This is a genomic window from Prevotella sp. HCN-7019, from assembly GCF_037890215.1.
Classification (GTDB): domain Bacteria; phylum Bacteroidota; class Bacteroidia; order Bacteroidales; family Bacteroidaceae; genus Prevotella.
In genome coordinates, this window is record NZ_JBBKBO010000006.1 from 1 (window position 1) to 25,182 (window position 25,182).

The window sequence follows — 25,182 nt, forward strand, 5'->3', positions numbered from 1 at the left end:
TTAAACCATATTATCTGTTTCACTCAGCAGCGTCAATCTCAAACCTTACCAACTGCGGTCCGTCTTCTGTTACAAAGACCTTCTTGACAGGTGTAACAGCATCGTACGAGCCTACCCCACCCTCCATGCATCCGATGTAAATACTATTAGAATCGTTGAGCGCACACGGCACTCTGAACGTCTGTTCACGGTCTGACGTCATAGCCAACGGATATTCCATAAGCACACGACCGTCGCGATAATAAGAATTGAAAGGCAGATAGTCGCCACCATATTTTATCATATTTGACACAACAAACTTATCATTGGGCTCTATCTTGCCATTGTTCACAATGATTACATCAATCCAGCACTTACGTGAAACGTAGAGATTATGAGTATAATACTTGCCCCTCTCAAAATGGCGGTTATCATAATAAAAGAGCAATTTTTGTCCATCGTTGTCCGATTTGATGTCTTTCGGCATTATATACATATCTTCAGGAAGTGAAGAAAGGTCTATTGTGAGATAAAAATTTCGTGCTACAGACGCATCGTTTCCACTGTCGCACAACTCATCGTCACGCAACTCGAAGTACAGACGATAATTTCCTTCGTTGTCGGTCACGCCTTTAGCCTTATGACGCGTAACCTGCTGGCCCAGCCATACCGACTCTTTATAGTCGAGACTCACCTGCACTCCCGCAAGCGGCTTGCCATCGGCAGTACGTGCAACTCCGCTTATTATGGTGCTACTTGTAGTAGGCCCTGAGATAAAATCACTCTCCTCATCACATGAGACAAGACAAAAAAAACACACTATCAGCCAAAAGAAATTAATAATACTGCAAATTTTCATATTAAAGATTTTTTAGATTATGTCTATAAATCAAACGCACTTGCCTACAATAACTTGCATCTCCGAATAAAAACTATTTCGAATAAATATATTATACAAAGTAAATCCACACAACATCTATTTACTTCAGTCCGTACATCCAAACATGTGTATTCAGTATACCGCGCAGCATATCGCACCGAGAGCATAACCGCCAACATATTTTGAATGTTACCTTGCAAAATCATATAGCGTCATCATGGCATTATACAGACTAGAAACCTGACACCCAGAATGAAAAAACAATTGCAATCGCTGTCTCATTTTACGTCAAGCCGCAGATTACACATAAATAATAAATTTTCGAATTTATAAAAAATTCTTGCGCTGTAAATAGGGGTATTCTGAATAACCCGCGTTATAAGGGCAAAAATAACTCACAAAAAGACATTATTAATCATTAAAAATCACAGCAATATGAAATTCAAATTATTTGTATTATCTTTGTGCTTATTCGCAGTAAACAACGTAACAAACGGCCAGGAGAACAAACACGAGATACGCATCTCGGCAAGCGACGGTCTTACACAGTCTACAGTTGACGTTCTCGGATTAGGAATGGCAGATGCAATCACAGGCAGCAAACGCACAGATGAAAGATCAAGCATTGTTTACGGACTGGGCTACCGCTATGCAATCAATCGTTTCAAAGTAGGCGCCGATTTTGGATTCTCACACACAAGCAGCAAACTGACACTTGCAAGCGACAAGACTCCATCAATAAAAGAACGCGAGCTGAACTTCATGATACTGCCCACAGCCGAATTCGTATACCTCAAAAGTGGAGTTGTTGAGCTTTACGGAAATGCCGCTGCCGGTATAAATCTGAAAAGCCACAAGGAAACAGGACTTACAGAGGCAGGAAAATCTGCAGCAAGCAAGACAGACCTCAGTCCATCGTTTGCATATCAGGTGAATCCAATAGCTATAAGGGTTGGCAACCAAAGCATCGGAGCATTCCTTGAAGCAGGACTTGGCCACAAAGGATTCGTAACAGCCGGACTCAGTTTCAGATTCTGAACAGTCACACAATACAGACACATACACAACAATGAGAGCCGACAGTAAGGAAATATTCAAGAGCAGATTTCAAAAACATTATCCAAGGCTATGCAACATAGCCTATGGATATGTTTCCGACATGGATGACTCCGAGGACATTGTCCAGGAACTGTTCATAAACGTGTGGAACAAAAAACTCGACTCCATGCCTGAAGCTGATTTCGCCGCATACATGACCACCGCCGTTAAAAACCGCAGCATCTCTTTCCTGCGAAAACGTGCCTATAAGATGGTTCCTATAGACTGCCGCAACTCTGCAGCAGCCGATATGTGCGACGACAACAGCAATGCCGACGACAACAAATCGGTGGAAGAAAAACTCGAATCAGCACTTTCGACTCTGCCTCCAAGATGCAAGGATATCTTCCTTATGGCAAAACTCCACGGAATGAAATACCGTGAGATTGCCAAGGCTCTGGATTTGTCAGAAAAGACAATAGACAATCAAATGACAAAAGCGATCAAACTGTTGCGTATATATGTTGCAGAAAACAGATCTGCTCTGGCTGCGTTTATCATTATCATCTTATCCATCGTTATAAACCATAAGTAGAAATGAACCGTAAAGAAGACATAAACGAACTGCTTGCCAGGCATTTTGCAAACGAAAAAATGACGGACGGCCAACAAGCCGAACTTGACAGTTGGATTTCGGACAACACTGAGGAATACCAAAGACTGCTTAAACTCATCGGAGCTTCGTTGAACAAGCCTGATGAAGGATGCTATGACACTGAAAAAGCATGGCAGAAAATAGTATCTAAGCTACATGATCGGCCATCATTGCTCTACCTCTATGGCAGAACATGGAAACTTGTAGCCGCCGCGTCATTACTGCTTGTCATACTGTTCTCTGTGCCATATCTTTCCGGAAATACAGAAGGAAACACCACCCACTATGCGAATACGGATAACACACAAAAAATGATAACGCTGCCAGACGGATCTGAAGTGCAGCTTTATCCCCACTCCACTCTTGCCTTCAGTCAGTCTGACGGTAAAGAGGCAAGAGTGGCAAAGCTCAAAGGTAAAGCATTCTTTAAGGTAAAAAGACAAAACGGCATGAGCTTCAAGGTTGAAACAGAAGCTATTGACGTAGAGGTCCTCGGGACATCATTCCTCGTCGATGCAGCCACCAAAAACAACACCGGTGTATACGTAAGCACCGGAACTGTGAAAGTGACAGCTGGCGAAACAAGTGTCATTATTGTTAAAAACGAAAAAGCTATACTGAAAGATGGTAACCTGCAGACAGGCACCTTCGACAATGCGGACACGACTCTAAGCGAAAGCGATGTGACATTGACTTTCAGCAACACCAGGATAACAGATGTCGTGAAACAAATAGAACAGGAAACAGGCATACGTATTGAGTTGTCTGAAGGTCTTGAACAAAATCTTGTAACAACACGTTTTGACAATATTGATGCCCGCAATATGGCCGAGGAACTGGCATTCATTTGCGGCTGCAAATACAAGACAATTACAGAAGGAAAACATTATAAACTGTATAAATGAAAAAACTGTACATGCTACTGATAATGCTCACTGCATTATCCTGCATGCCGTCAACAGTCTTCTGTCAGTCGTGGCAGCCGGACGACACGGTAGCGGAAGAGACGCTAACAATAAGCGCCTCTTCCGCCACTGTGTTACAATGGTTTGACAAGATTGAGAAAGAATGCAACATTATACTGTCATACAATCCCTCGACAATCGACCTTGACAAAAAAGTGAGTATCAGCATATCTGGCAAAACAACTGTCGGCCGGCTTCTGAAAGCCGTACTCACTGAATACGACGTAAGAATGACAGCTATACCTCCGCGTAAGATAGCACTGCAAGTCACAAAAAAAGTAAACATTTGCATAAGTGGTACAGTGTATGAAGAAGAAAGCAATGAACGACTTTATGGAGCAATAATACGCCTCGACAGAGGTGACGGCCACCCTCTCATGGTACAGAGCGATGTCGGTGGCTCATTTCGTCTGTATGCACCACGCGGAAGCTATAAACTCACCGTGTCATATGTCGGCTATGCCCCCATCACCCGGCAGATAAAAGCTGATAACAATTGTTTTCTGCCAACAGCTCTGAAGCCTTTGGCATTCGAAATAGACGAGCTCACGGTTGAGACAAATAAACGTGAAAACGAACTGCACGAACTCACTGCCTCAAACATGCTTTCCTTCAGCAGAAACGACTTGTTCTCACAAATCTGGATATTACCCGGCGTAATGTCCTCGCCAGCAGGCAACAATCTGCAGGCCGACGGTGGTGGAGCCGACGAAAATCTGTTTCTGCTCGACGGCGTAGCCGTGTTCCATCCCGGACATTTCAACAGTCTGATGCCGATGTTCAATGGAGATGCCGTAAAAAACATTGTATTTCACAAAGGTTTCTTCTCCACACGCTTTGAAGGCAGGCTATCGTCAGTCACTGAGATAAATCTCAAGGACGGCAACAAGAATGAATATGTAAATACGCTCTCACTAGACATGCCAGCCGCATCAATGACACTCGAAGGACCAATTATAAAGGATAAACTTTCATACATAGTCAGTGCAAGAAAAAGCTGGTTGGACTTCTTCGATAATATGCAAAAAGAAGAAAACAGGCTTAACCATTCTGCCTATGACTACAATGCCAAACTCTCATATCACATATCACCGGTAAGTTCGCTCAGCCTGATGGCATACGGAAGCAGAGACGACTACCGCATGCCGATATACGACAATGAACGCACATCGGTGCTTAGATGGGACAACCATATTTATCAACTCGCCTATCGTACACAACTCGGAAAAATAGAAAACAATACTTCGTTGTCCTATTCCAGTCATACCAACAGGGCACGCATCGACATTATGGGATTTGACACAGAAGGATACATACACAGTGGTATAAAATCACTCAACACAACAACAGAATTCACATTTTCGGCCGACAACATTTATAAAGCACGCTGGGGCCTCAAGTATTCGTACGACATCTATGATCTCGTATCTAACGATAACGATTTAAGCACACAACATGAACCTATAAGTCAGGTTTCCATGTTCTACGACAATCAGATTCGTGTTTCCGAACGCATCTCTGTGCAAGTTGGCGTGCACGGCGTAGGCTACTTTCCGCATGACGAAAGAAATTATTACAGCATACAGCCACGTTTCTCGCTAAAATATTTTCCATGGGACAACGATATCATATACATAAACTTCTCTCGAATGGAGCAGTTCTATCACTGTCTAAGACTCAGTTACTGGGATATGCCGACCGATTTCCGCATGCCCTGCATCGACGGATACAAACCACGTACATCCGAGCACTACGAAGCCGGATGGAAACACTTTATCGACAACGGACTACTGGAAGTGTCGGCATACTATAAGACCAGACACAACGTAGTAGCCTTCAGACCTGACGCATTTATTGAGGAAGGTAACTGGAACCAATACATCATGGCAGGAAACGGCGATAGCTACGGTATCAGATTCTATGTCAATAAAAACTGGAAGCGCTGGCTGTTCCAATTATCTTATGCATACTCGCGTAGCCGCGAATGGTTCGATGATCTTCCGGAGCAAGGCAAAATACCGTCTCTTTACGACGTACCCCATCAGTTGGGTACAGCCCTGTCTTTCCGCATCAACCCACATTCACTTGTCTCCGTTGGCGGAATGATGCGTTCCGGCAAAGTGATCGACTCCGATTACGGTTTTGAAGAGAGCCCTGAAACTAATTTCAGAACCACACGCGAACCAATGAACTATCGCATAGACACAGGATATTCATTTGAGAAAACATTCGGGAAAAAACTGCTTTTGCTACGTTGCGGACTTTACAACATAATCGGCCGACCGTCCGAAGAGGATTTTCTAAGTCTTTATTCTGTAAGCTGGAACGGCAACTGCCTGCCATACGTAAGTATAAGTTTTAAGTTCTGACATCAACTATGCACCAACGTAGAAGCAAGTCCCCTGTAAACATAACGCATTAGACACGCTTTATCAAAAGCTCAACTACATGTCTGTCAGCCGGCAACCATTTCACATTATCAAGGTTTTCCGGCGTAAGCCATGCAGCACTCTCATGTTCTTTCAACACAAGACCACCGGTGACAACAGTGCAGAGATAGCAGTGCATGGTTAGATGGAAAGAAGGGTAATCGTACTCGACTGTTGTAAGACGACGGCCTACGCTTATTGTCGTATCTAGTTCTTCCATTATCTCACGTTTCAAAGCATCGATCAGACTCTCACCCATCTCCACCTTTCCACCGGGAAATTCCCAATAATCTTTAAACTCACCATATCCGCGCTGTGTGGCAAAATAGCTGCCATTGCAGCAAATTATAGCAGCCACAACCGTTATGCGTCTGTTCATCTATGTTATCTTTATGTTTTCTATTCTTTATATTTCGCTTTCTGAGTCACTCCATACCAATACTGGCAATAAACAACCACCTCGTGTACCACGATATTAAAACAATATCGTATCTGCATCATTACAACAAAACTGTCATACAAACATGCAAAGATATTTTTATTCCGAATATTGTATATTTATTCATTTAAAGGCTGATATACATAAAACTTTCAAATCATCATACTATCCTCACACCACATTTTATCAGACATCAACGGTCTCACCTTCCCGACTTATCTTCCAGAAATTTATTCCATGCTCATCGGTGAACTCCTTCATACGCCATGCCGACTCAAAACCGCTTGCCACAAAATGCATGGGCACAAAGAGCCCGACTTCAAACATCTCGATGAACTGTCTTCCGCCACGCGTATATCCATTACCTATACGGCCGTCAACAGGGAACATAGCAACATCAAAACTGCCGGCAATCTTATGCACATCCTTCAATTCTCCTAAAAACATCCGCTCCTCTCTCACAGGATCCACCCCAGAGCACTGATCAGCACAATCTTCTTTGATACCATTACCGTCTTCTGTAAGAAAACGCGCATACCAATTATTGAGGTCACCAGCGTGGAATATGCGTCTGCCCTCAGTCTCCACAATCCATGATACACCGCTGTCGTTGCTTCCGGCAGCCATAACATAAATATTACCGTCACTCCATGTTCCACCCTTTGCAAGCCAGACATCGGTATCGGTACACACAGCCCTGCGCCGCTTTAGTATGTCCTTGGATAGGACGTATTTAATATCAGACCTTATTTCCTTCCATGAGAATATCTCACTGTTGAAATGATCCTCATGAAAATGGCTGGAGAATACATACACCGCTTTCTCCGACTCCAGTAAACCTGGTATCACGCCGGCCGGATCCATCCAGTAATCAAATATCAGTATACTACTGCATGTCTCTATGGCAAAGCCACTGTGGAATATATATGTCAATCTCATCTTTACATCTGTTTTATCCTAGCGTCATGATTTTCACAATGCCGAAATGTCTGTTGTATGAGCCATCACAAAGCAAAGTTATGAAAAATCTAGCGCACAACGGTTCTTCACAGCATAAATATTCAAAATACTGCATGAGCAACACATCCATTGATGCACTATTCTGTACTTTATGAATAGGGAAACAATCCGAAATATATGTTTTCCGTGTCATAGCAAAACGATGTCTTTTCTACATTCGTTTTTCGGCTGATTAATTTTGTATTTAGGACAAAAATGCATTAACTTTGCACTAAAAACGAATAGCAATGAAATCCAGAAGGAACATTCTTATTATTGCAGCAGTATGCATACTGATAATATGTGGAGTCACATATTATTATTTCTTCTCGTCGATGTCAGCCAAAGATACAACTGAATATGTATATATCGACAACAACGACAACATAGACTCTGTGACCGTGAAACTGGAAAAAATATCAACGCCACACGCTATTTCAGCATTCAAGATGCTTGCCGGATACAGCAAATACGCTGAGAACATACGCACCGGACGATATGCTATAGAACCAGGAGAGGGTGCGGCCGTCACTTTCAGACGCTTGAAGAACGGACTGCAGACACCCGTCAACCTCACTATACCATCGGTGAGAACCGTGGAAAGACTGTCGGCTCAACTGTCAGAGAAACTCATGATAGACAGTGCAACTATCTGTAATGCACTGAAAGACGAAAAGACATGTAAGGAACTGGGATTTGATACAACAACTGTAATTTGCATGTTCATCCCCAATACCTATGACATTTATTGGAATACAAGTGCCGAAAATCTGCTCAAACGCATGAAGAAGGAATACAGCAGATTTTGGGACGAGGAGCGCATGGCAAGAGCAGCCAACATAGGAATGAGCCCAACAGAAATAATGACTCTTGCAAGCATTGTGGACGAAGAAACAGCCAATGACCAAGAGAAACCTATGGTTGCCGGCATGTACTGCAATCGTCTGAAACTTCGCAACAGTGAATATCCCGACGGTATGCCGCTGCAGGCTGATCCCACCATCAAGTTTGCATGGAAAAGATTTGATCTGCGCAGAATATACAACAAACTGCTTAACATAGACAGTCCGTATAACACATACCGACGTACCGGACTTCCACCAGGACCAATCAGAATTCCGTCAATAGCAGGTATTGAAGCCGTACTCAACCATACAAAGCATGATTACCTGTATATGTGTGCTAAAGAAGACTTTAGTGGTACCCACAACTTTGCACGAACATATGAAGAGCATATGGCCAATGCACGCAGATACACCCAAGCGTTGAACAAAAGAGGAATAAAATAAAAAACGGAAACAATCATACCGGCACAAAACAAAAAGAAAAACGCCGGAATTATAAAAACAAAATGCAGACTTCTTCACAGGAGCCTGCATTTATTTCAATAGGTATTAGCCTTTCTCTTAAGGTAAAAAGATTGTATTCAGGATAACGAAACAAAGGTAACATATTTTTAGATAATGTTAAAATCTCTTATATATTATAAAGCATAATTTTCCTTTTATTAGCTTTTTTTTGCATAAATATTCCTTATTATTCATATTTCCGGCCATAAACGGTAACTATCATTCCCACTGCATCATAACTGACATATATCAACTCACAACCATACGTTTTGTTCAAAAATAACAGAACCACCTCTCCTACAGGCAAAATTTATATTGGAGAAATGTATATAACTGATTTTTTTTCTTAATTTTGCAACATAATTAATAATAGAAAAATATGGCAATCAAAGAGGAAGAAACATCTCTGGAGAAAAAAAGCATAAGCTTTGTTGAACAGATCGTAGAGAAAGATCTGGCTGAAGGTAAGAATGCAGGACGCATACAAACACGTTTCCCGCCGGAACCGAACGGCTACCTGCACATTGGACACGCAAAAGCTATATGCATGGATTTTGGTGTTGCCGACAAATATAATGGAGTCTGCAATCTGCGTTTCGATGACACAAATCCTACAAAGGAAAACAATGAATACGTAGAAAACATCCTCAACGACATAACATGGCTCGGATTCAAGTGGGGCAAGATATTCTATGCTTCCGATTATTTTGAAAAGCTGTGGGAGTTTGCAGTGTGGATGATAAAGAACGGCCATGCCTACATCGACGAGCAGACATCCGAACAGATTGCCGAACAAAAGGGAACGCCTACAACACCTGGCAAACCGTCACCATACAGAGACCGTCCGGTGGAGGAAAATCTGGCACTGTTTGAAAAAATGAATACGCCTGAGGCAGAAGAAGGAAGCATGGTGCTGAGAGCCAAACTCGACATGGCAAATCCCAACATGCACTTCCGTGATCCTATAATGTATCGCATAATACACACACCGCATCACCGCACAGGAACAAAATGGCATGCATACCCTATGTATGACTTTGCCCATGGACAAAGCGACTACTTCGAAGGTGTCACCCACTCCATCTGTACTTTGGAATTCGTCCCTCACCGTCCACTTTACGACAAATTCATAGACTTCTTGAAAGAAAAGAACGGTGAGACAGAAAATATAAATGACTTCAGACCAAGACAGATAGAATTCAACCGTCTGAATCTGACTTACACAGTGATGAGCAAGCGTAAACTGCTCGCCCTTGTGAACGAAAAGAAGGTGAACGGGTGGGATGATCCGCGTATGCCGACACTGTGCGGAATGAGACGCCGTGGTTATTCGCCGGAAAGTATTCGTAAATTCATCGACTCAATAGGATACACTAAGTTTGACGCTCTGAACGATGTGGCACTGCTTGAGGCAGCCGTGCGTGAAGACCTTAATAAGCGCGCCATAAGAGTCTCGGCAGTTGTCAATCCGGTGAAGCTTGTCATCACCAACTATCCCGACGACATGACAGAAGAGATGGTTGCTGTGAATAATCCTGAGAATGAAGCTGACGGTACACACAATATCACATTCTCTAAGAATCTATGGATTGAACGTGAAGACTTTATGGAGGATGCTCCTAAGAAGTTCTTCAGAATGTCACCGGGTAAGGAAGTGAGACTCAAGAATGCATACATCGTAAAATGTACCGGATGCACAAAGGATGAGAACGGCAATGTCATTGAAATACAGGCCGAATATGATCCGGAATCGAAGAGCGGTCGCGAAGGAGCAAACCGCAAGGTGAAAGGAACACTCCACTGGGTATCTGCAGACCATTGCAAGAAAGCCACAGTACGCATATACGACAGACTGTTCAATATTGAAAATCCGTCGGCTGACGAACGCGACTTCAGAGAGTTGCTTAATCCAGACAGCATGAAAATCAACGAAAACTGTTACGTTGAGGAGTATGCTGCCGAGCGCAAGGCCGGAGAATATCTCCAGTTCCAACGCATCGGATATTTTATGGCTGACCCTGTATCTACGGCAGATGCACCAGTGTTCAACAAGACCGTAGGATTAAAAGACACATGGGCCAAACAAAATAAATGATGGCATACGGCGAAAAAGACTTTGATAGCATACAGTTCAGAAACATTATAAAAAAATACGAGGAAGCACAACTCGTAAATAAAGACATATACATGGAACCTGAAGAACTGACAGATATTGCCGAGTTCTATTATGAAAAAGGCAATATCTCTCAGGCTATCAAAGCTATTGACTATGCCATACGACTTTTCCCTGACTCAACAATGCCTGTTATTTTCCGTTCGAGAATTGCATTGCTTGAGGAGCACGATTGTACACTCGCTGAACATTACGCAGAAATGGTCGGCGACAAAAGTGATCTGGACTATTTCTATCTTATAGCAGAAATAATGATCGTAGACAACAGGGCTTCACAGGCCGACAATTATCTGCGTGAACGTATGACCCACATCGATGAGGACGACATTGCTGATTTCATTCTTGATGTTGCGACTATATTTGTTGATTATGAAAAATATGATATCGCAGAACAATGGCTAGATATGTCAGACGATGAAGATCTTTCTGATTATAAGGAACTGAAAGGACGCATCGCACTGGGACAGGGTAACTACGAAACAAGCGAACACATATTCGAGGAACTCATTAACGAAGATCCTTATTCCAATCATTTCTGGAACAGGCTAGCCTCAGCACAACTGATGCACGAAAGGATATCAGAATCCATTACAAGCAGTGAATATGCAATAGCTATTAATCCCGAGGATGACGAAGCTCTTCTGAATAAGGCAAATGCACTTTTCAGACTAGGCAAGTATGAGGATGCTTTGGAATATTACAAGCGTTTCACCAATTTGTGTCCGGAAAATCACAGCGGATACATCCTTCAGGGAAATACGCTTATCAATCTCAGCAGATATGAGGAAGCGATATCTGCATATAAGACTGCGGAAAAGAAAGCAACAAAGAACGAGTCCGACTTTGTTGAAATATATCAGGAACTTGCACTCACTCTGTCAACAACAGGAAAGAAAGATGAGGCTTTGAAATATGTCGACAAAGCTGAGAATCACCCTTTGTCTGACAAAAACGAAATACAGGTACTTCGTGGACACATACACCTTGAGCATAATGATCTGACGGAAGCTCAGGAATATTTCCGCAATGCAATTCATAACTCAAACTTCTCAAGAAGAATTTTTCTCAACATTGCAATGTCTATATTCGACTGCGGATATATAAACATTGCATACAAAATGTTCAAAGCTGTTCCTGCATTCAGACCTGATACCGACAAAAAAGGACTGTCATATCTCGCACTTTGCTGTCATCAATTAAATAAAACAACAGAATTTCTTGAATACCTTAAAAAAGCATGCGAAGAAGAAAAGGACGAAGTGCGTTATGTACTCGGATTTCTTTTCCCAGAAAAACTGGATGTAAACGAATATTATAATTACATGTATAACAAGTTAAAATAAGAAAAGAAAATGAACATTCTCTCCACTTTACTGGATAATCTTAATTACGGTGCAATATTGTTTCTGATGTTTATTGAAAGCACCTTTATTCCTTTTCCGTCCGAAATTGTTGTCGCTCCGGCAGCTTATCATGCTGCAGCAGGAGAATTAAATATAGTTCTTGTCGTATTATTTGCAACCATAGGAGCAGATTTGGGAGCCATAGCAAACTACGCACTGGCTTACTACCTCGGCCGTCCAATTATATACAGATTTGTAAACAGCAGGTGGGGAAAACTTTGTATGCTTAGTACAGAAAAAATGGAAAAAAGCGAGAAATACTTTGCTGATCACGGTGCTGTGGCAACACTCACCGGACGTATGCTCCCAGTAATACGACAGCTGATTTCCATTCCAGCCGGACTTGCAAAAATGAACTTCTGGAAATTTATACTATATACAACGATCGGAGCCGGTTGCTGGAACTGTGTGCTTGCAGCACTGGGATGGTATCTTCACACAATTGTCCCAGAGGAGCAGTTGAACGATAAAATCAATGAATACGGTGAATATATTAAATGGATAACAATTTCTATATTCCTTGTTGCAGTAATAATATATTTCATTGTACGTCATATCAGAAAAAAGAAGCAAACGGCTTTGTAGAAATTCAACGGGGATTAATGGCAATAAAAAAGCGCGGCATTAATCCCCAAATATTAGCATTGCTGTTTTCTGTAGAAGAGAAAGTCATCGGAACAGTTACAGATTTTCAGTATCCTGTAATTTTCCCATCTGAGTTTTCTGTTCTATTCCCAAAAATAAGTGAGTATTTGCGGGCAGATCTCCATTGCACGCAAAAACTCTAAAAATAAGAATCACACTAAAAGTATTGTAAATAAACAACTTACGTTTAACAACATTTTTCCGTCATACAATAATCACCGTTTCAGCATGCGATATTGTCCATATCAGGGGCTAAAACGCGCAATATTACACCCTAATACAGGCAAAATCAGACCCTAAAACGGGCATAAACGCAGTGCAATATGAATGATCCGGTATTATTCTACAGTATATACTATAAAGCTGTATAGCTCGAATAAGTCTTTATCATTACGTTTAATATATATTCACACCTCTTTTACGTTTTTCTTTTGTCAAAAAAGTCATGAAAAACAGGAAGTTCGTTGTTCGGATTTTCTTTAAATTTCTACAAAGACAAACAAACAGAAATCCAGACCATACAACACATCAAAGTGCCAATATAATAAAAAGGGGAAGGGGTAAGATATTTTCATCTTTACCCCTTCCTGTTGTTTTTTATTCTTCTGCAAATTGTCTTATTCTTTGCTCTTCCGAAAGTTTACATATAAGCAGCATATCGTCTTTCTCTGCCACAACGAAATTATCAAGCCCTTGTATAACAACTTTCTTTTCTTGTGTCGTATGGATTATACAATTATGAGAATCATATAAATGTATGTTATTTCCCAATAATCCGTTACCATAAAGATCGCGACGTGTCTGCATCAGCAATGCGCTCCATGATCCAAGGTCGCTCCATCCGAAATCTGCCGGACAAACAAAGATATCCTCCACTTTTTCCATGATAGCATAGTCCACTGAAATATTTTCACATTCGGGATATACTTTATCTATCATATTGCGCTCTTCTGGTGTACCGTACACATCAACAAGATTTTCGAAAACCTTACCTATCTGAGGACAATATACCCTATAAGCATTGACAATTGTACTGACATTCCAAATAAAAATTCCAGCATTCCAGAAATAGTTCTTTTGAGCTATATATTTCTTTGCCGTTTCCAAGTCCGGCTTTTCTTTGAAAGAATCAATTCTGAATATTTCCTTATTTCTAAGAGAACATGAGCTAAGATCTGCCTGGATATAACCGTAACCTGTTTCCGGACAGGTTGGTGAAATACCAAGTGTTACAATTGCATCAGTATCACTTGTAAAATCAAGGCAAGACTTTATAATACGATTAAATTCCTTTTGCTTTGTAACAATATGATCACTTGGCGTAACAACAACATTTGCCTTTGGATTAATAGACTTTATACGCCAACTTACATACGCAATACATGGAGCGGTATTGCGTCGACACGGTTCCAAAAGAATATTTTCTACAGGAACTTCTGGTAATTGCTCGCGAACAATATCAAAATATTTTTTATTTGTCACCACCCATACATTCTCTGGCGGACATACTCCGTCAAAACGGTCACAGGTGAGTTGCAACAATGATTGTCCGGTTCCAAGAACATCAATAAACTGTTTTGGTTTGTCTGAAGTACTCATCGGCCAGAAGCGACTCCCGACTCCCCCTGCCATTATAACCAGATGATTGTTAGCTATATCCATAAAAAATATATGTTATGTTGTGTATTCTTAACAAAAATACATAAAATATTTTTAATTAAAAAACATTTTAAAGAATAAATCAAAAATAACTTGTATCTACACAAACAAAACATCTTGCGCCGGTAGATTGGTCTTTATATATCAGAATAAAGACAACGACTTATCCTCGACAATTGGTGTATTATCCGAAGCGCTCTGATCATGATCTTCATCATCTGCAAACTGCAACATTAACTGTTGAGTCATATATGAATTTGTATTAAGACGATAGCAACCTCTCTGACCAGTCTTCTCAATTAATGAATTTGGATTGCGTGAGTTTCGTATAAGGAAATGAGTAACATATTCATGCACATCATCATAAGTTCTCCTGTCAAAAAAAGAGTTACATGCATTATGTACATGAATTGATATCTTTCGGATAGACAATCCTTCGTCTCCTACTTCAGCCAACACTCGAAATATTTCCTTATCTAAAGACATTAAATTAAAAAGAGAGCTGCAATTAAAATTACAGCTCTCCCCTTGATATCGTTAAAAAAATTTAAGCCAATGTGATGAGACAATCTTCATCTTTAACTTTTCCTTCTTTAAAGAGCCAGCCTATACCCAAAAATGCTTCTTCCTTACTTATTTTTGCAGCCTTTGCGATGTCAGCCACGCTGAGCGGCTTTTCTGCAGCAGCCAGTGCCTGATAAACATCACCGGCGCGGAATCCAACACTTTCTGCATTAATAACTACCTCATTTTTCTTTGCGGCCGACTTCTTCGGTGTTGCAGCCTTGCTTGTAACAACTTTCTTAGTTGCAGCTTTCTTTTCTGTCATAATTTAGTAAAAAATAAAAACTCCAAGACAAATAATAACTAATCATGGATTTAATTGTGCTACAAAATTACGATTAATTTTTTATATACTGCTTCCATTAATGAAGAAAAAGGGCCTTTTTACTTATTGTCGGAAACTTTCAACTATTTTCTTGACCTAAGTCAACCCTAATCTTCAATTCTTCAAGCTGTTTCTTATCCAATTCAGACGGAGCCTCAAGCATCACATCCCTTCCGCTGTTGTTTTTCGGGAAAGCGATACAGTCACGTATTGAATCAAGACCAGCCATTATTGATACGAAACGATCAAGACCAAACGCAAGACCTGCATGAGGTGGAGCTCCATATTTGAATGCATTGATAAGGAATCCGAACTGAGCCATCGCTCTCTCATGCGTGAAGCCAAGAATATCGAACATCTTCTCCTGAAGCTTACAGTCATGGATACGGATACTACCTCCACCTACTTCAATTCCATTGCATACGAAATCATATGCCATGGCTCTAACACGCTCAGGATGTTCATCAAGCAAAGGAATATCATCAGGATTTGGCATTGTAAACGGATGGTGTGTTGCCATCAGACGCTGTTCCTCATCGCTCCATTCAAACAATGGGAAATCAACAATCCACAAGCATTCAAATTTATTCTTATCACGCAAGCCAAGACGATCACCCATCTCCAGTCGCAAAGCACACAACTGAACACGAGTCTTGTTAGGCTTGTCGCCACTCAATATAAGAAGCAGATCTCCATCTTTTGCACCAACTTTTTCTTTCAGTGCCTGCATCACCTCCGGTGTATAGAACTTATCAATGCTGCTCTTTATTGTGCCGTCTTCATTAAACTTGACATAAACAAGGCCTTTCGCTCCAATCTGTGGTTTCTTGACAAAATCTGTAATCTGATCAAGCTGTTTTCTTGTATATCCTGCACATCCTGGGACGCATATACCACCTATGTACTCGGCATCATTGAATACCTGGAAAGATCCGCTTCCCTTCAAAACATCCATGAGTTCCACAAACTCCATTCCAAAGCGAAGATCCGGTTTGTCGCTACCAAAACGTCTCATTGCCTCATGCCATGTCATCTGCTGCAGTTTTGCTGGCAAGTCAACGCCACGTACTTCTTTGAACAGATGACGTGCCATATCCTCGAACAAATCGATAACATCGTCCTGATCCACAAACGACATTTCACAGTCTATCTGTGTAAACTCTGGCTGACGATCAGCACGCAAATCTTCATCACGGAAACATTTTGCTATTTGGAAATAACGGTCAAAACCACTTACCATAAGCAGCTGCTTCAATGTCTGCGGACTTTGAGGCAACGCATAAAACTGTCCCGGATTCATGCGTGAAGGAACAACGAAGTCTCTTGCACCTTCCGGAGTACTTCCAATAAGAATAGGAGTCTCAACTTCTATGAAATCCTTTGAATCAAGGAAATTTCTTATAAGAATTGTCATACGGTGACGTAATTCCAGATTCTTACGTACAGCAGGACGTCTGAGATCAAGATAACGATATTTCATTCGAATATCATCACCTCCATCAGTATTGTCTTCAATCGTGAACGGTGGAGTCATACTTTCCGAAAGCACGTTCAGAGACTTGACAATAATTTCAATATCTCCCGTCGGAAGATTTGGGTTCTTGCTTTGACGCTCGCTTACAGTTCCTGTAGCCTGTACGCAGTATTCACGTCCAAGCTTACCTGCCTTATCGCACAATTCACTGTCATCAGACTCGTTGAATACGAGCTGAGTTATACCATATCTATCGCGCAAATCGACAAATGTCATTCCGCCCATTTTTCTTACGCGCTGAACCCATCCGGCCAATGTCACTGTTTTGCCGGCATCAGAAAGCCTAAGCTCTCCACACGTATTGCTTCTATACATAGTTTTATAAAAATTTTTACTTTTTGCAAAAGTACAACAATTCTTTGAAAAGTAAAAAAATCATGACAGATATATTCCTGCTTATTGCATTATATAATGCGATATATGAATATCGCATTTTTAAGATATGCAGAGATATATTAATTAATGTGAAAATACCGATATAAAATCCTACGTCAGGATATCTTTTTTATAATTTTGCGGTAAAATTAAACAATTCATTATGAAAAGGATTCTTTTTATATCTCTTTTGCTGTTGGCTACAGTAAACATTGCCATGGCACAGAAGAAATATGCTGAAATTAAATTTGAAAACACCACTTACGATTTTGGCAAATTTCCAGAAAGCGATCCGGTACAAAAATGTGTCTTCACATTTACAAATACCGGTAATATGCCTCTCATCATAAAACAGGCTATTGCAAGTTGTGGCTGCACAGTACCTTCTTACACCAAGAAACCGATTGAACCAGGAGAAAAAGGTCAGATAAAGGTTACTTACAGCGGAAGAGGAACATTCCCAGCACGCTTCAAGAAAACAATAACCGTGCGCACAAACGGAGTTAATGAAACAGTGCGACTGTATATTGTAGGCGAAATGACTGAAGACAAATAATATTAAAAATATCTTTATTAAAACACAACATAATAATCTCCAATTACCAACACATGTATTTGGAGATTATTTATTTTATAAAAGTTATTTATACAGACAGCCAAGCATAAAACCGCAATAACATCTCCGTCGCATCGCATGATATTTTATTTTTCAGCAACCGGCAATACAAGATGGGCAGCAGAACAAATTAGGAAAAACATTGTAGATGATTTGCTGTATATACCAGATATTATAAACAAACATGAATTCACCCTCAAAGACGGTGAACGTATAGGATTCTGCTTTCCTGTTCACGGATGGCGTCCCCCCATAATAGTTAGAGAATTTATAAGACAGCTCCGTTTCACCAACTATAAAGACAATTTTTGCTATGCCGTGTGTACAGCCGGCGACACTGTAGGTGAAACCATTGAAATTCTCGAACAGGATCTTGCTATTGCTGGGATAAAACTCAACAGTTCATTTTCGCTCATTATGCCAGAGTCTTACGTCGGCATGCCATTCATGGACGTTGACACTCCGGAAAAAGAAAAACTTAAAATAACGGAGGCAGACAAAACACTTGAAAAATACATAAGCCTCATCAAGACAAGACAGAATGGTCTGCAAGAACTCACAATCGGCCGGTGGCCTCGGATCAACAGCCGTATCATAGGCCATTTGTTTCTGAAATATATTGTCAAGGATACACCTTTCAAAGTTGACAACGACAAATGTATCAGATGTGGCAAATGCGCAAGTTTATGTCCCGTTCATGACATCAAAGGTGGCGTCGGCCTCGAACCCGAATGGTTGCACAACGGCAAATGTCTGACATGCTTTGCATGCTATCACCACTGCCCGACAAAAGCCATCAGTTTCGGTTCCAGAACAAAAAATAAAGGACAATACTGGTACGGACACCCAAAGACACAACATTAAAACAAACAAATTCCAAATAATATGAGACATTTTCTACTTATTGTCATGCTTATGGCATGTGCCGCCACTTCATGGGCTGCTAAAGCCAACCCGACTCCATTCTCTGTAAGACAGAGCGACGGCACCACAATCACCGTCAGACTTCATGGCGACGAGAACTTCAGTTGGTACAGCACAATGGACAACGTGATACTTGCACGTTCAGGCAACAATTTCTACATTGCCGATATAGATGCAATGGGCAACATCACACCGACCGCACAACTTGCACACGAAAAATCTGAACGCTCAATCAATGAGATTTCACACGTAAAAAAACAGAACTTGAAGGCATTTTTCTCCAGCGAAGCCGACAGCAACAGAAATTCCATGCGTCGCGAGCCGATCGCTCCGACATACAATCCGCCTTATTTTCCATGCACAGGCTCACCTACAGCCATTGTCATCCTAGTCGATTTCAAAGACACAAAGTTCACAGTGAATGATCCGCAGACTGTATTCGAACAGTACCTCAACGGTGAAAAACAAACAGAAATGGGATATGGCGAAAGCATGAACCACGGAAGTGTGGGGAAATTCTTCCGCGATATGAGTTTCGGGCAATATCAACCTGAATTTGACATTGTCGGACCTGTGACTTTGTCCAAAGAATTGTCATACTATGGAAAGAACAGTGGTTCGGTAAAAGATGTTAACTGTGCCGAAATGATAAAGGAAGCCTGCACTCTGGCATCTACACAGATAGACTTCTCCACACCAAAATACGATATTAACGCTGACGGCATAGTCGATCTCGTATATATCATATACGCCGGATACGGAGAAAGCAATGGTGCCGATCCAAGTACTATCTGGCCAAAATCCGGAATAGGCAACTTTGGCGACTATAACGGTATGAGCGTACAGCGCTACGGATTGAATAATGAGCTCAATGCCAATCCGGATGTCACAAGTGGCATATTCGCCACACCTAAGATAAACGGTATAGGTCTTTTCTGTCATGAGTTCTCGCATTGCCTTGGCCTTCCCGACCTTTATCCTTATTCCGCCGCTGCACAAATAGACAATCAGGCAATGGAATACTGGAGCATTATGGACGCCGGCGAATACACATACTATGGCTACTGTCCCACGGCTTACACAGCATGGGAACGCGAAGCTCTCGGCTGGCACACCATCACGACACTTGAAAACAATACCTCCATCACAGCCACACCTGTAAGCGACGGTGGACAATCTTACAAAATGGTGAACGACGCAGACGAATCTGAATACATCGTAGTGGAAAACATTCAGAAAAAATACTGGAACACCTACGCTATAGGGCACGGCCTCATTGCCTACCATGTGAAATGGCCTAAGAGCACTGTTGCCTTCAACGATCATCCCAACGAAACACCGGGGAAACCTGGCTTTGCCCTCATACCGGCCGACGGCATACTGATTTCATCTTATAACAAAGACTATTCGACAGCCGAATATCAGAACAGCCACAAGGGTGATCCGTTCCCAGGAGCAAACAACATCACATCACTGACCTTTGACAGAGGCCTGCCCAACTTCACTTGGTACACCGACGGACCAAAAGTAAACAAGGCGCTCAGAAACATCACAGAGGATACAGCCACCGGAACCGTAACATTCAACTACGTGCACGACACAAGCACCGACATCGGACTGCCGTCTGTCATTCCGGCAGAAAGCGACAACCGAATTTATACCGTCAACGGCACATATGTCGGAAACGATGCGTCCGAAACAGGTAAGGGAATATACATCATTGGTGGAAAGAAAATAATCATGAAATAAGAATAAATTCTCAGAAAAGGAACAGTGGCGCAGAAGAAATCGCGCCACTGTTTTTTATTCTCAAATCATTCATATAATCTATAACGTGACTACAATCACCACCAATACGGCTTGTCGTCTCTTATGGTAAGAACCTTAGCATTCACATTACCATATCCAATACTATAATCTACAAGACTGTCGTTAACGAAAGTCAGATAAGTCAGTAACGGATTTGAATAGCAGTACGGTCCAGGCTTGCCGTCCTTGCTGTAATACACTTTAGGGAAATATCTTTTCTCAAAACATTTCTTGTTTTTCTCCGACATCTTAAAGAAGTTATTCTTATAATCGGTCTTTGAGACGCCACAGCCCATAATAAAAAACACGTCCTCACCATCCACATTACAGATGAAGTTGATAGGATATTTGTCAAGTTCAGCAGGATCTGTGAAAGGTCTGAGCACATAACGCACAGTCGAGTCATTTATTGTATTGCACCATACACTGGTGTAAACCTTTGTGCCATCATAAGCAGGATGCTGGTCTTCGTTCTTCCGATATTTTATTATCTCCCGTTCCAGTGCCTTGTTGTTAAGCACAAGACGATCGAATTCATGTGGTTTTTCCTTGCGGCATCCGCACACAAACAACACCAATATAACAGCAGCTACTGTCTTAAACAACACCTTCGTTTTCATAATCATTACATTATTAATTATTTATACAACATCTTTATTTCATTTCATCAGCACACATTTCCGCATTAAGAGTTACCAATTTTATATTGCTTACATTACAGAACAATAAATTAACGACCGCTACCATAAATACTCCTTGTCACCTACCCTTACCTTCACTTTGTCGAAAGGGCTACCTCGTTTATATGCCTTACTTACAAGACTGTCATTGATAAATGTGAGATGACATAGTTCTGGATGGGAAGTACATATTACCCCCGTATTGATACGACCTTCTTCGTAAAGCTCCGGAAAATACTTTTTCTTGAACCGTTCCTTATCTTCGTCAGACCATTTAAAAGGATTATTATTAAAATCTATCCTCGATACTCCAAACTGGGATAAAAAGAACACATCTTCACCACCGACATTACATATAAAAATAACCGGCCTCGTATCTAAAGCATCTGGATATGATAGTGGGGCAAGCGTATATCTCACTGTAGAATCGTTTATCGTCTTGCACCATACACTGGTATAGACTTTAATTCCTTCATAAAAAGGATATTGATCTGACCGTCCTCTATATTTTATTATCTCCCGTTCCAATACCTTGTTGTTCAATACCATGCGGTCGAAATCACGGAGCTTGTCTTTATGACAACCGCAAAGCATCAACAAGAATAATACAAATAATGATGTTGCGATATTCCTCATCATACTTTTTGCGAATTTTAAAATACATTATACATTGGATTTTCTACATATCATTATACCTGTCATACAATAGCTACCATAAATACTCCTTGTCACCTACCCTTACCTTCACTCTGTCGGAAGGCATACCTATCTTATAAGCTTTGCTGACAAGACTGTCATTAATGAATGTAAGGTGACATAGTTCCGGATGGGAAAGAACTATTTCTCCCGTATTGACACGGTCTTCTTCGTAAAGCTCAGGAAAATACTTTTTCTTGAACCGTTCCTTGTCTTCGTCAGACCATTTAAAAGGGTTATTATGAAAATCTATCCTCGATTGTCCAAAGTTGGAAAAAAAGAACACATCCTCACCATCTACTCTACATATAAATAGAATCGTCTCATAATTCAAGCCATCGGGATCTGACCACGGACAAAGTGTATATCTCACGGTAGAATCGTTTATCGTCCTGCACCATACGCTGGTATATACTTTAATTCCTTTATAAAAAGGGTATTGATCAGGACGTCCTCTATATTTTATTATCTCCCGTTCCAACACTTTGTTGTTCAATACCATGCGGTCGAAATCACGGATTTTGTCTTTACGGCAACCGCAAAGAAGCAGCGGGAATAATACAGATAACAATATTATACTATTCTTTATCATATTCTTACATGCTTTAAAACTATTCATTATAGACATTAAACCTTCTATTAGGATAAGGCAAAGATTGACAGATATTACGACGCTATAATAATCACTATTCTTCAATAATATATTAACATCTTAAAGTTCCAAATAGCGTGATGCTTTTATATCTTTATAACTGACATTCAACAGATTGTTCGGGTCTTATGATCACCGAAAGCAAAGTTATAGAATTATTTTGTATGACTGTTGTTGTGGGCAATTTTTTTGAGGTGACTATGTCAAAAACAAAGGCTTATCCGGTAAATATTCCGGATAAGAAAAATCAATTATAAATTATGACCAATATAAAAAAGGAAGAAGAATACATTTATAGCAGTCAGCCCGACGAATCATTACTGCAAGAAAAATACACAAATCCCGGGCTTTACTTCTCAACTGATATACGCATTTTTAAAGAAAACTCACGGGACCAACTTACAGTTTTTCTTGACTTTTTTTTGACAAAATAAATTCGGAAAATAGATGTCGTGAAATGTTAAATCCAATGTTTGAAAGCCTATTCCGGGTTGTATGCTCTCTTCATATATCCTATAAAGTCGTACGGAATAATTCATCCGGCGTTACGATAATGCCCATATTATGGTATGATTAAGCCTATATCAGGGTGTGATATTGTGCATTTCAGCCCATGATATGGGCAATATCGCATGCTGAAACGGTGCTTATTGCAGGACAGAGAAATTCTTATTTGCAGTAAGTCATTGATGTTCAACATTTTGAGCAAAGCTCTTATTTTTCGAGAATTTGCATCCGAAGGAAAGTCTGGCTGCAAATATTCGATTATTTTTCGGGGTAGAACAGAAAACTCAGACGAAAAAATCACAGGATGCTGAAAAACTGTAAGTGCCACATATTGCTTTTATCTCAGCAGAATAAAAACAACACTGATTCAGAATTTAAAGCTATACCTTATTGCAAAGCAATCCACACAGAAATTCTACTAAACCGCAAAAAGACCGAAGGATAACAAAAAGAAAGCGCGTACATGCTGTCTGCCTGCAACATGTATGCGCTCTTTAAAAATATATGGACGCAAAGCTCAATATTGTCTTTCTCCAAAGATGGCAGTCCCCACCCTGACCATTGTAGAGCGGCACTGCACTGCTATATGGTAATCATGGCTCATCCCCCAACTGCGTTCGCAGAATCTGTCGTCATCGGCAAAATATTTATGTTTAACCTCATCGAAGAACGAAACCGCGAGATTGAACTCTGAGCGGATCTGTTGTTCGTCATCCACATTTGAGGCCATCATCATAAGACCGCATATGCACACATGGTCGAGCGTGCGCCATTCTCCGGATTCGAGCAGACTGCGGCAATCGTCGAGCGACAGTCCGTATTTGGTCTCCTCCTCTGCAATATGGAGTTCGAGCAGAACCTTTATGACACGTCCGTTCGCTGCGGCCTGACGGTTGATCTCCTTCAACAGCTTCAGCGAGTCCACGGCCTCTATCATGGCAATGTAAGGTGCAATGTATTTCACCTTGTTTGTCTGCAGATGGCCTATGAAGTGCCACTCTATGTCCTGCGGCAGAGCCTTTGCCTTCACGGCCAGTTCCTGTTCGCGGCTCTCGCCGAACACACGCTGACCGGCGCCGTATGCCTCCATGATGCATTCAGAGGGATGGAATTTGCTGATTGCAACAAGACGCACACCCTCAGGCAGCGCCTCCTTCACCTCGCGCAGATTGCGTGCCACGTCAGTGTCCATCACGCAGTCTCCTCCTGAGTTTCGTATTCCGGTCTGTCGTCGCGTTCCTCTTTCTTCAGCGGAGCGTTGTGCTCATACACATCCATTATCTTTGTCTCAGATATGTTGGCGATCATATAGTCGATAGCCGAACCGCTCATCATATCCTCAATGTTCTTCACCGCACCGTTGAAGTCGGATGCCTGCACAAGATAGTTCACACTCGTGCGCTTCTCCTTCTCGGTCTTCTCGTCCAGTGTGATGAACGTCAGTTTCGCCTTGTACCAGCGGTCGTCTGTCTCGCTGTCACTGAAAAACACCTCACCATAAGATGCAGGTGTGATATTCTTCACCTCGAATTCACCGCTTATATAGGGTTCCATCTCTTTTGTTATGGTTTCCTCAGCCTCTCCAAAACTCAGAGCATCTACCACATAGGTCTCGCTCACCTTTTTCTGTCCGCCGTCTTCGGCCTGGCGGTCGTAACGTACGGTTGTCTCAAACCAATTAGTTGTTCTCGATCTCATATATTCACTTTAAATGTTGATGTGATTCTTTTTTTCGGCGGCAAAAGTAGCAATTTATTCCGAAAAACGCATAACGAAAAATGCTAAATGAAGACATGCGATAATAAAATCATAAAAATGTCATACGCCTTGGCCTAATATAAATTTATTTATTAACTTTGCCGGAAAATAAAATTTTACAACTGTACA

23 protein-coding genes are annotated in these 25,182 nt (G+C 41.2%); 12 read left to right on the top strand and 11 right to left on the bottom strand.

Annotated elements, in window-relative coordinates:
• Positions 1-19: 19 nt before the first annotated feature.
• A complete protein-coding gene (locus WKT13_RS08925) occupies positions 20-838 on the bottom strand; it encodes a carboxypeptidase-like regulatory domain-containing protein (protein ID WP_340323614.1) in 819 nt (272 codons plus the stop codon).
• A gap of 456 nt (positions 839-1,294) precedes the next feature.
• On the opposite strand from WKT13_RS08925, the gene WKT13_RS08930 reads away from it, so the two are divergent.
• From WKT13_RS08930 to WKT13_RS08945, 4 genes are read left to right on the top strand one after another with little or no spacing between them, the layout of a single operon-like run.
• Entirely contained in the window at positions 1,295-1,897 is a 603-nt protein-coding gene (locus WKT13_RS08930; protein ID WP_340323615.1) for a hypothetical protein, read from the top strand.
• A gap of 31 nt (positions 1,898-1,928) precedes the next feature.
• Positions 1,929-2,492, top strand: a complete 564-nt coding sequence (locus WKT13_RS08935) for an RNA polymerase sigma-70 factor (RefSeq protein WP_340323616.1) — start codon at positions 1,929-1,931, stop codon at positions 2,490-2,492.
• Between the two features lie 2 nt (positions 2,493-2,494).
• Positions 2,495-3,457 carry a FecR family protein gene (locus WKT13_RS08940; protein WP_340323617.1) on the top strand — a complete coding sequence of 321 codons (963 nt, stop codon included), beginning with the start codon at positions 2,495-2,497 and terminating at the stop codon, positions 3,455-3,457.
• The gene (locus tag WKT13_RS08945; RefSeq protein ID WP_340323618.1) at positions 3,454-5,886 is read left to right on the top strand and encodes a TonB-dependent receptor; all 2,433 of its coding nucleotides are present in this window, start codon (positions 3,454-3,456) and stop codon (positions 5,884-5,886) included. Before WKT13_RS08940 ends, WKT13_RS08945 begins: the two co-directional genes overlap by 4 nt.
• 49 nt (positions 5,887-5,935) lie before the next feature.
• Here WKT13_RS08945 and WKT13_RS08950 read toward each other — a convergent pair whose 3' ends face one another.
• A complete protein-coding gene (locus WKT13_RS08950; RefSeq protein WP_340323619.1) occupies positions 5,936-6,325 on the bottom strand; it encodes a (deoxy)nucleoside triphosphate pyrophosphohydrolase in 390 nt (129 codons plus the stop codon).
• 246 nt (positions 6,326-6,571) lie between these two features.
• A complete protein-coding gene (locus WKT13_RS08955) occupies positions 6,572-7,324 on the bottom strand; it encodes an MBL fold metallo-hydrolase (protein WP_340323620.1) in 753 nt (250 codons plus the stop codon).
• A gap of 308 nt (positions 7,325-7,632) precedes the next feature.
• On the opposite strand from WKT13_RS08955, the gene mltG reads away from it, so the two are divergent.
• The 5 genes from mltG to WKT13_RS08980 all read left to right on the top strand — a co-directional run bounded on the left by mltG (position 7,633) and on the right by WKT13_RS08980 (position 13,097).
• Positions 7,633-8,673 carry an endolytic transglycosylase MltG gene (mltG, locus tag WKT13_RS08960; RefSeq protein ID WP_340323621.1) on the top strand — a complete coding sequence of 347 codons (1,041 nt, stop codon included), beginning with the start codon at positions 7,633-7,635 and terminating at the stop codon, positions 8,671-8,673.
• Positions 8,674-9,112: 439 nt separating this feature from the next.
• On the top strand, positions 9,113-10,828 hold the full coding sequence (locus WKT13_RS08965) for a glutamine--tRNA ligase/YqeY domain fusion protein (RefSeq protein ID WP_340323622.1): 1,716 nt from the start codon (positions 9,113-9,115) through the stop codon (positions 10,826-10,828).
• Complete coding sequence (locus tag WKT13_RS08970; RefSeq protein WP_340323623.1) at positions 10,828-12,249, top strand: tetratricopeptide repeat protein; 1,422 nt, start codon at positions 10,828-10,830, stop codon at positions 12,247-12,249. The genes WKT13_RS08965 and WKT13_RS08970 overlap by 1 nt, the downstream gene beginning before the upstream one ends.
• Positions 12,250-12,258: 9 nt before the next feature.
• Positions 12,259-12,894, top strand: a complete 636-nt coding sequence (locus tag WKT13_RS08975) for a DedA family protein (protein ID WP_298621136.1) — start codon at positions 12,259-12,261, stop codon at positions 12,892-12,894.
• A gap of 17 nt (positions 12,895-12,911) precedes the next feature.
• Complete coding sequence (locus tag WKT13_RS08980; RefSeq protein WP_340323624.1) at positions 12,912-13,097, top strand: hypothetical protein; 186 nt, start codon at positions 12,912-12,914, stop codon at positions 13,095-13,097.
• Between the two features lie 454 nt (positions 13,098-13,551).
• Here the strand turns inward: WKT13_RS08980 and WKT13_RS08985 are convergent, their stop codons facing one another.
• The 3 genes from WKT13_RS08985 to aspS form a co-directional block, all read right to left on the bottom strand.
• A complete protein-coding gene (locus WKT13_RS08985) occupies positions 13,552-14,616 on the bottom strand; it encodes a mannose-1-phosphate guanylyltransferase (RefSeq protein WP_340323625.1) in 1,065 nt (354 codons plus the stop codon).
• 544 nt (positions 14,617-15,160) lie between these two features.
• The gene (locus tag WKT13_RS08990) at positions 15,161-15,442 is read right to left on the bottom strand and encodes a winged helix-turn-helix domain-containing protein (protein ID WP_298621132.1); all 282 of its coding nucleotides are present in this window, start codon (positions 15,440-15,442) and stop codon (positions 15,161-15,163) included.
• Between the two features lie 139 nt (positions 15,443-15,581).
• Complete coding sequence (gene aspS, locus WKT13_RS08995; RefSeq protein WP_340323626.1) at positions 15,582-17,351, bottom strand: aspartate--tRNA ligase; 1,770 nt, start codon at positions 17,349-17,351, stop codon at positions 15,582-15,584.
• A gap of 223 nt (positions 17,352-17,574) precedes the next feature.
• Here aspS and WKT13_RS09000 point away from each other — a divergent pair, with 223 nt between their 5' ends.
• From WKT13_RS09000 to WKT13_RS09010, 3 genes are all read left to right on the top strand, one after another.
• Entirely contained in the window at positions 17,575-17,967 is a 393-nt protein-coding gene (locus tag WKT13_RS09000; protein WP_298621125.1) for a DUF1573 domain-containing protein, read from the top strand.
• A gap of 138 nt (positions 17,968-18,105) precedes the next feature.
• Positions 18,106-18,891, top strand: coding sequence for an EFR1 family ferrodoxin (locus tag WKT13_RS09005; protein WP_340323627.1), 786 nt, complete (start codon positions 18,106-18,108; stop codon positions 18,889-18,891).
• A gap of 21 nt (positions 18,892-18,912) precedes the next feature.
• Positions 18,913-20,700, top strand: a complete 1,788-nt coding sequence (locus WKT13_RS09010; protein WP_340323628.1) for a M6 family metalloprotease domain-containing protein — start codon at positions 18,913-18,915, stop codon at positions 20,698-20,700.
• Between the two features lie 95 nt (positions 20,701-20,795).
• Here the strand turns inward: WKT13_RS09010 and WKT13_RS09015 are convergent, their stop codons facing one another.
• From WKT13_RS09015 to WKT13_RS09035, 5 genes are all read right to left on the bottom strand, one after another.
• On the bottom strand, positions 20,796-21,380 hold the full coding sequence (locus WKT13_RS09015) for a hypothetical protein (RefSeq protein ID WP_340323629.1): 585 nt from the start codon (positions 21,378-21,380) through the stop codon (positions 20,796-20,798).
• A gap of 120 nt (positions 21,381-21,500) precedes the next feature.
• The gene (locus WKT13_RS09020) at positions 21,501-22,079 is read right to left on the bottom strand and encodes a hypothetical protein (RefSeq protein ID WP_340323630.1); all 579 of its coding nucleotides are present in this window, start codon (positions 22,077-22,079) and stop codon (positions 21,501-21,503) included.
• 70 nt (positions 22,080-22,149) lie between these two features.
• A complete protein-coding gene (locus WKT13_RS09025) occupies positions 22,150-22,728 on the bottom strand; it encodes a hypothetical protein (RefSeq protein ID WP_340323631.1) in 579 nt (192 codons plus the stop codon).
• Positions 22,729-23,812: 1,084 nt separating this feature from the next.
• Positions 23,813-24,487 (bottom strand): YggS family pyridoxal phosphate-dependent enzyme, encoded by a 675-nt coding sequence (locus tag WKT13_RS09030; protein ID WP_340323717.1) that lies wholly within the window; start codon positions 24,485-24,487, stop codon positions 23,813-23,815.
• Positions 24,487-24,993 (bottom strand): DUF4494 domain-containing protein, encoded by a 507-nt coding sequence (locus WKT13_RS09035; RefSeq protein WP_298621113.1) that lies wholly within the window; start codon positions 24,991-24,993, stop codon positions 24,487-24,489. The genes WKT13_RS09030 and WKT13_RS09035 overlap by 1 nt, the downstream gene beginning before the upstream one ends.
• Positions 24,994-25,182 lie beyond the last annotated feature (189 nt).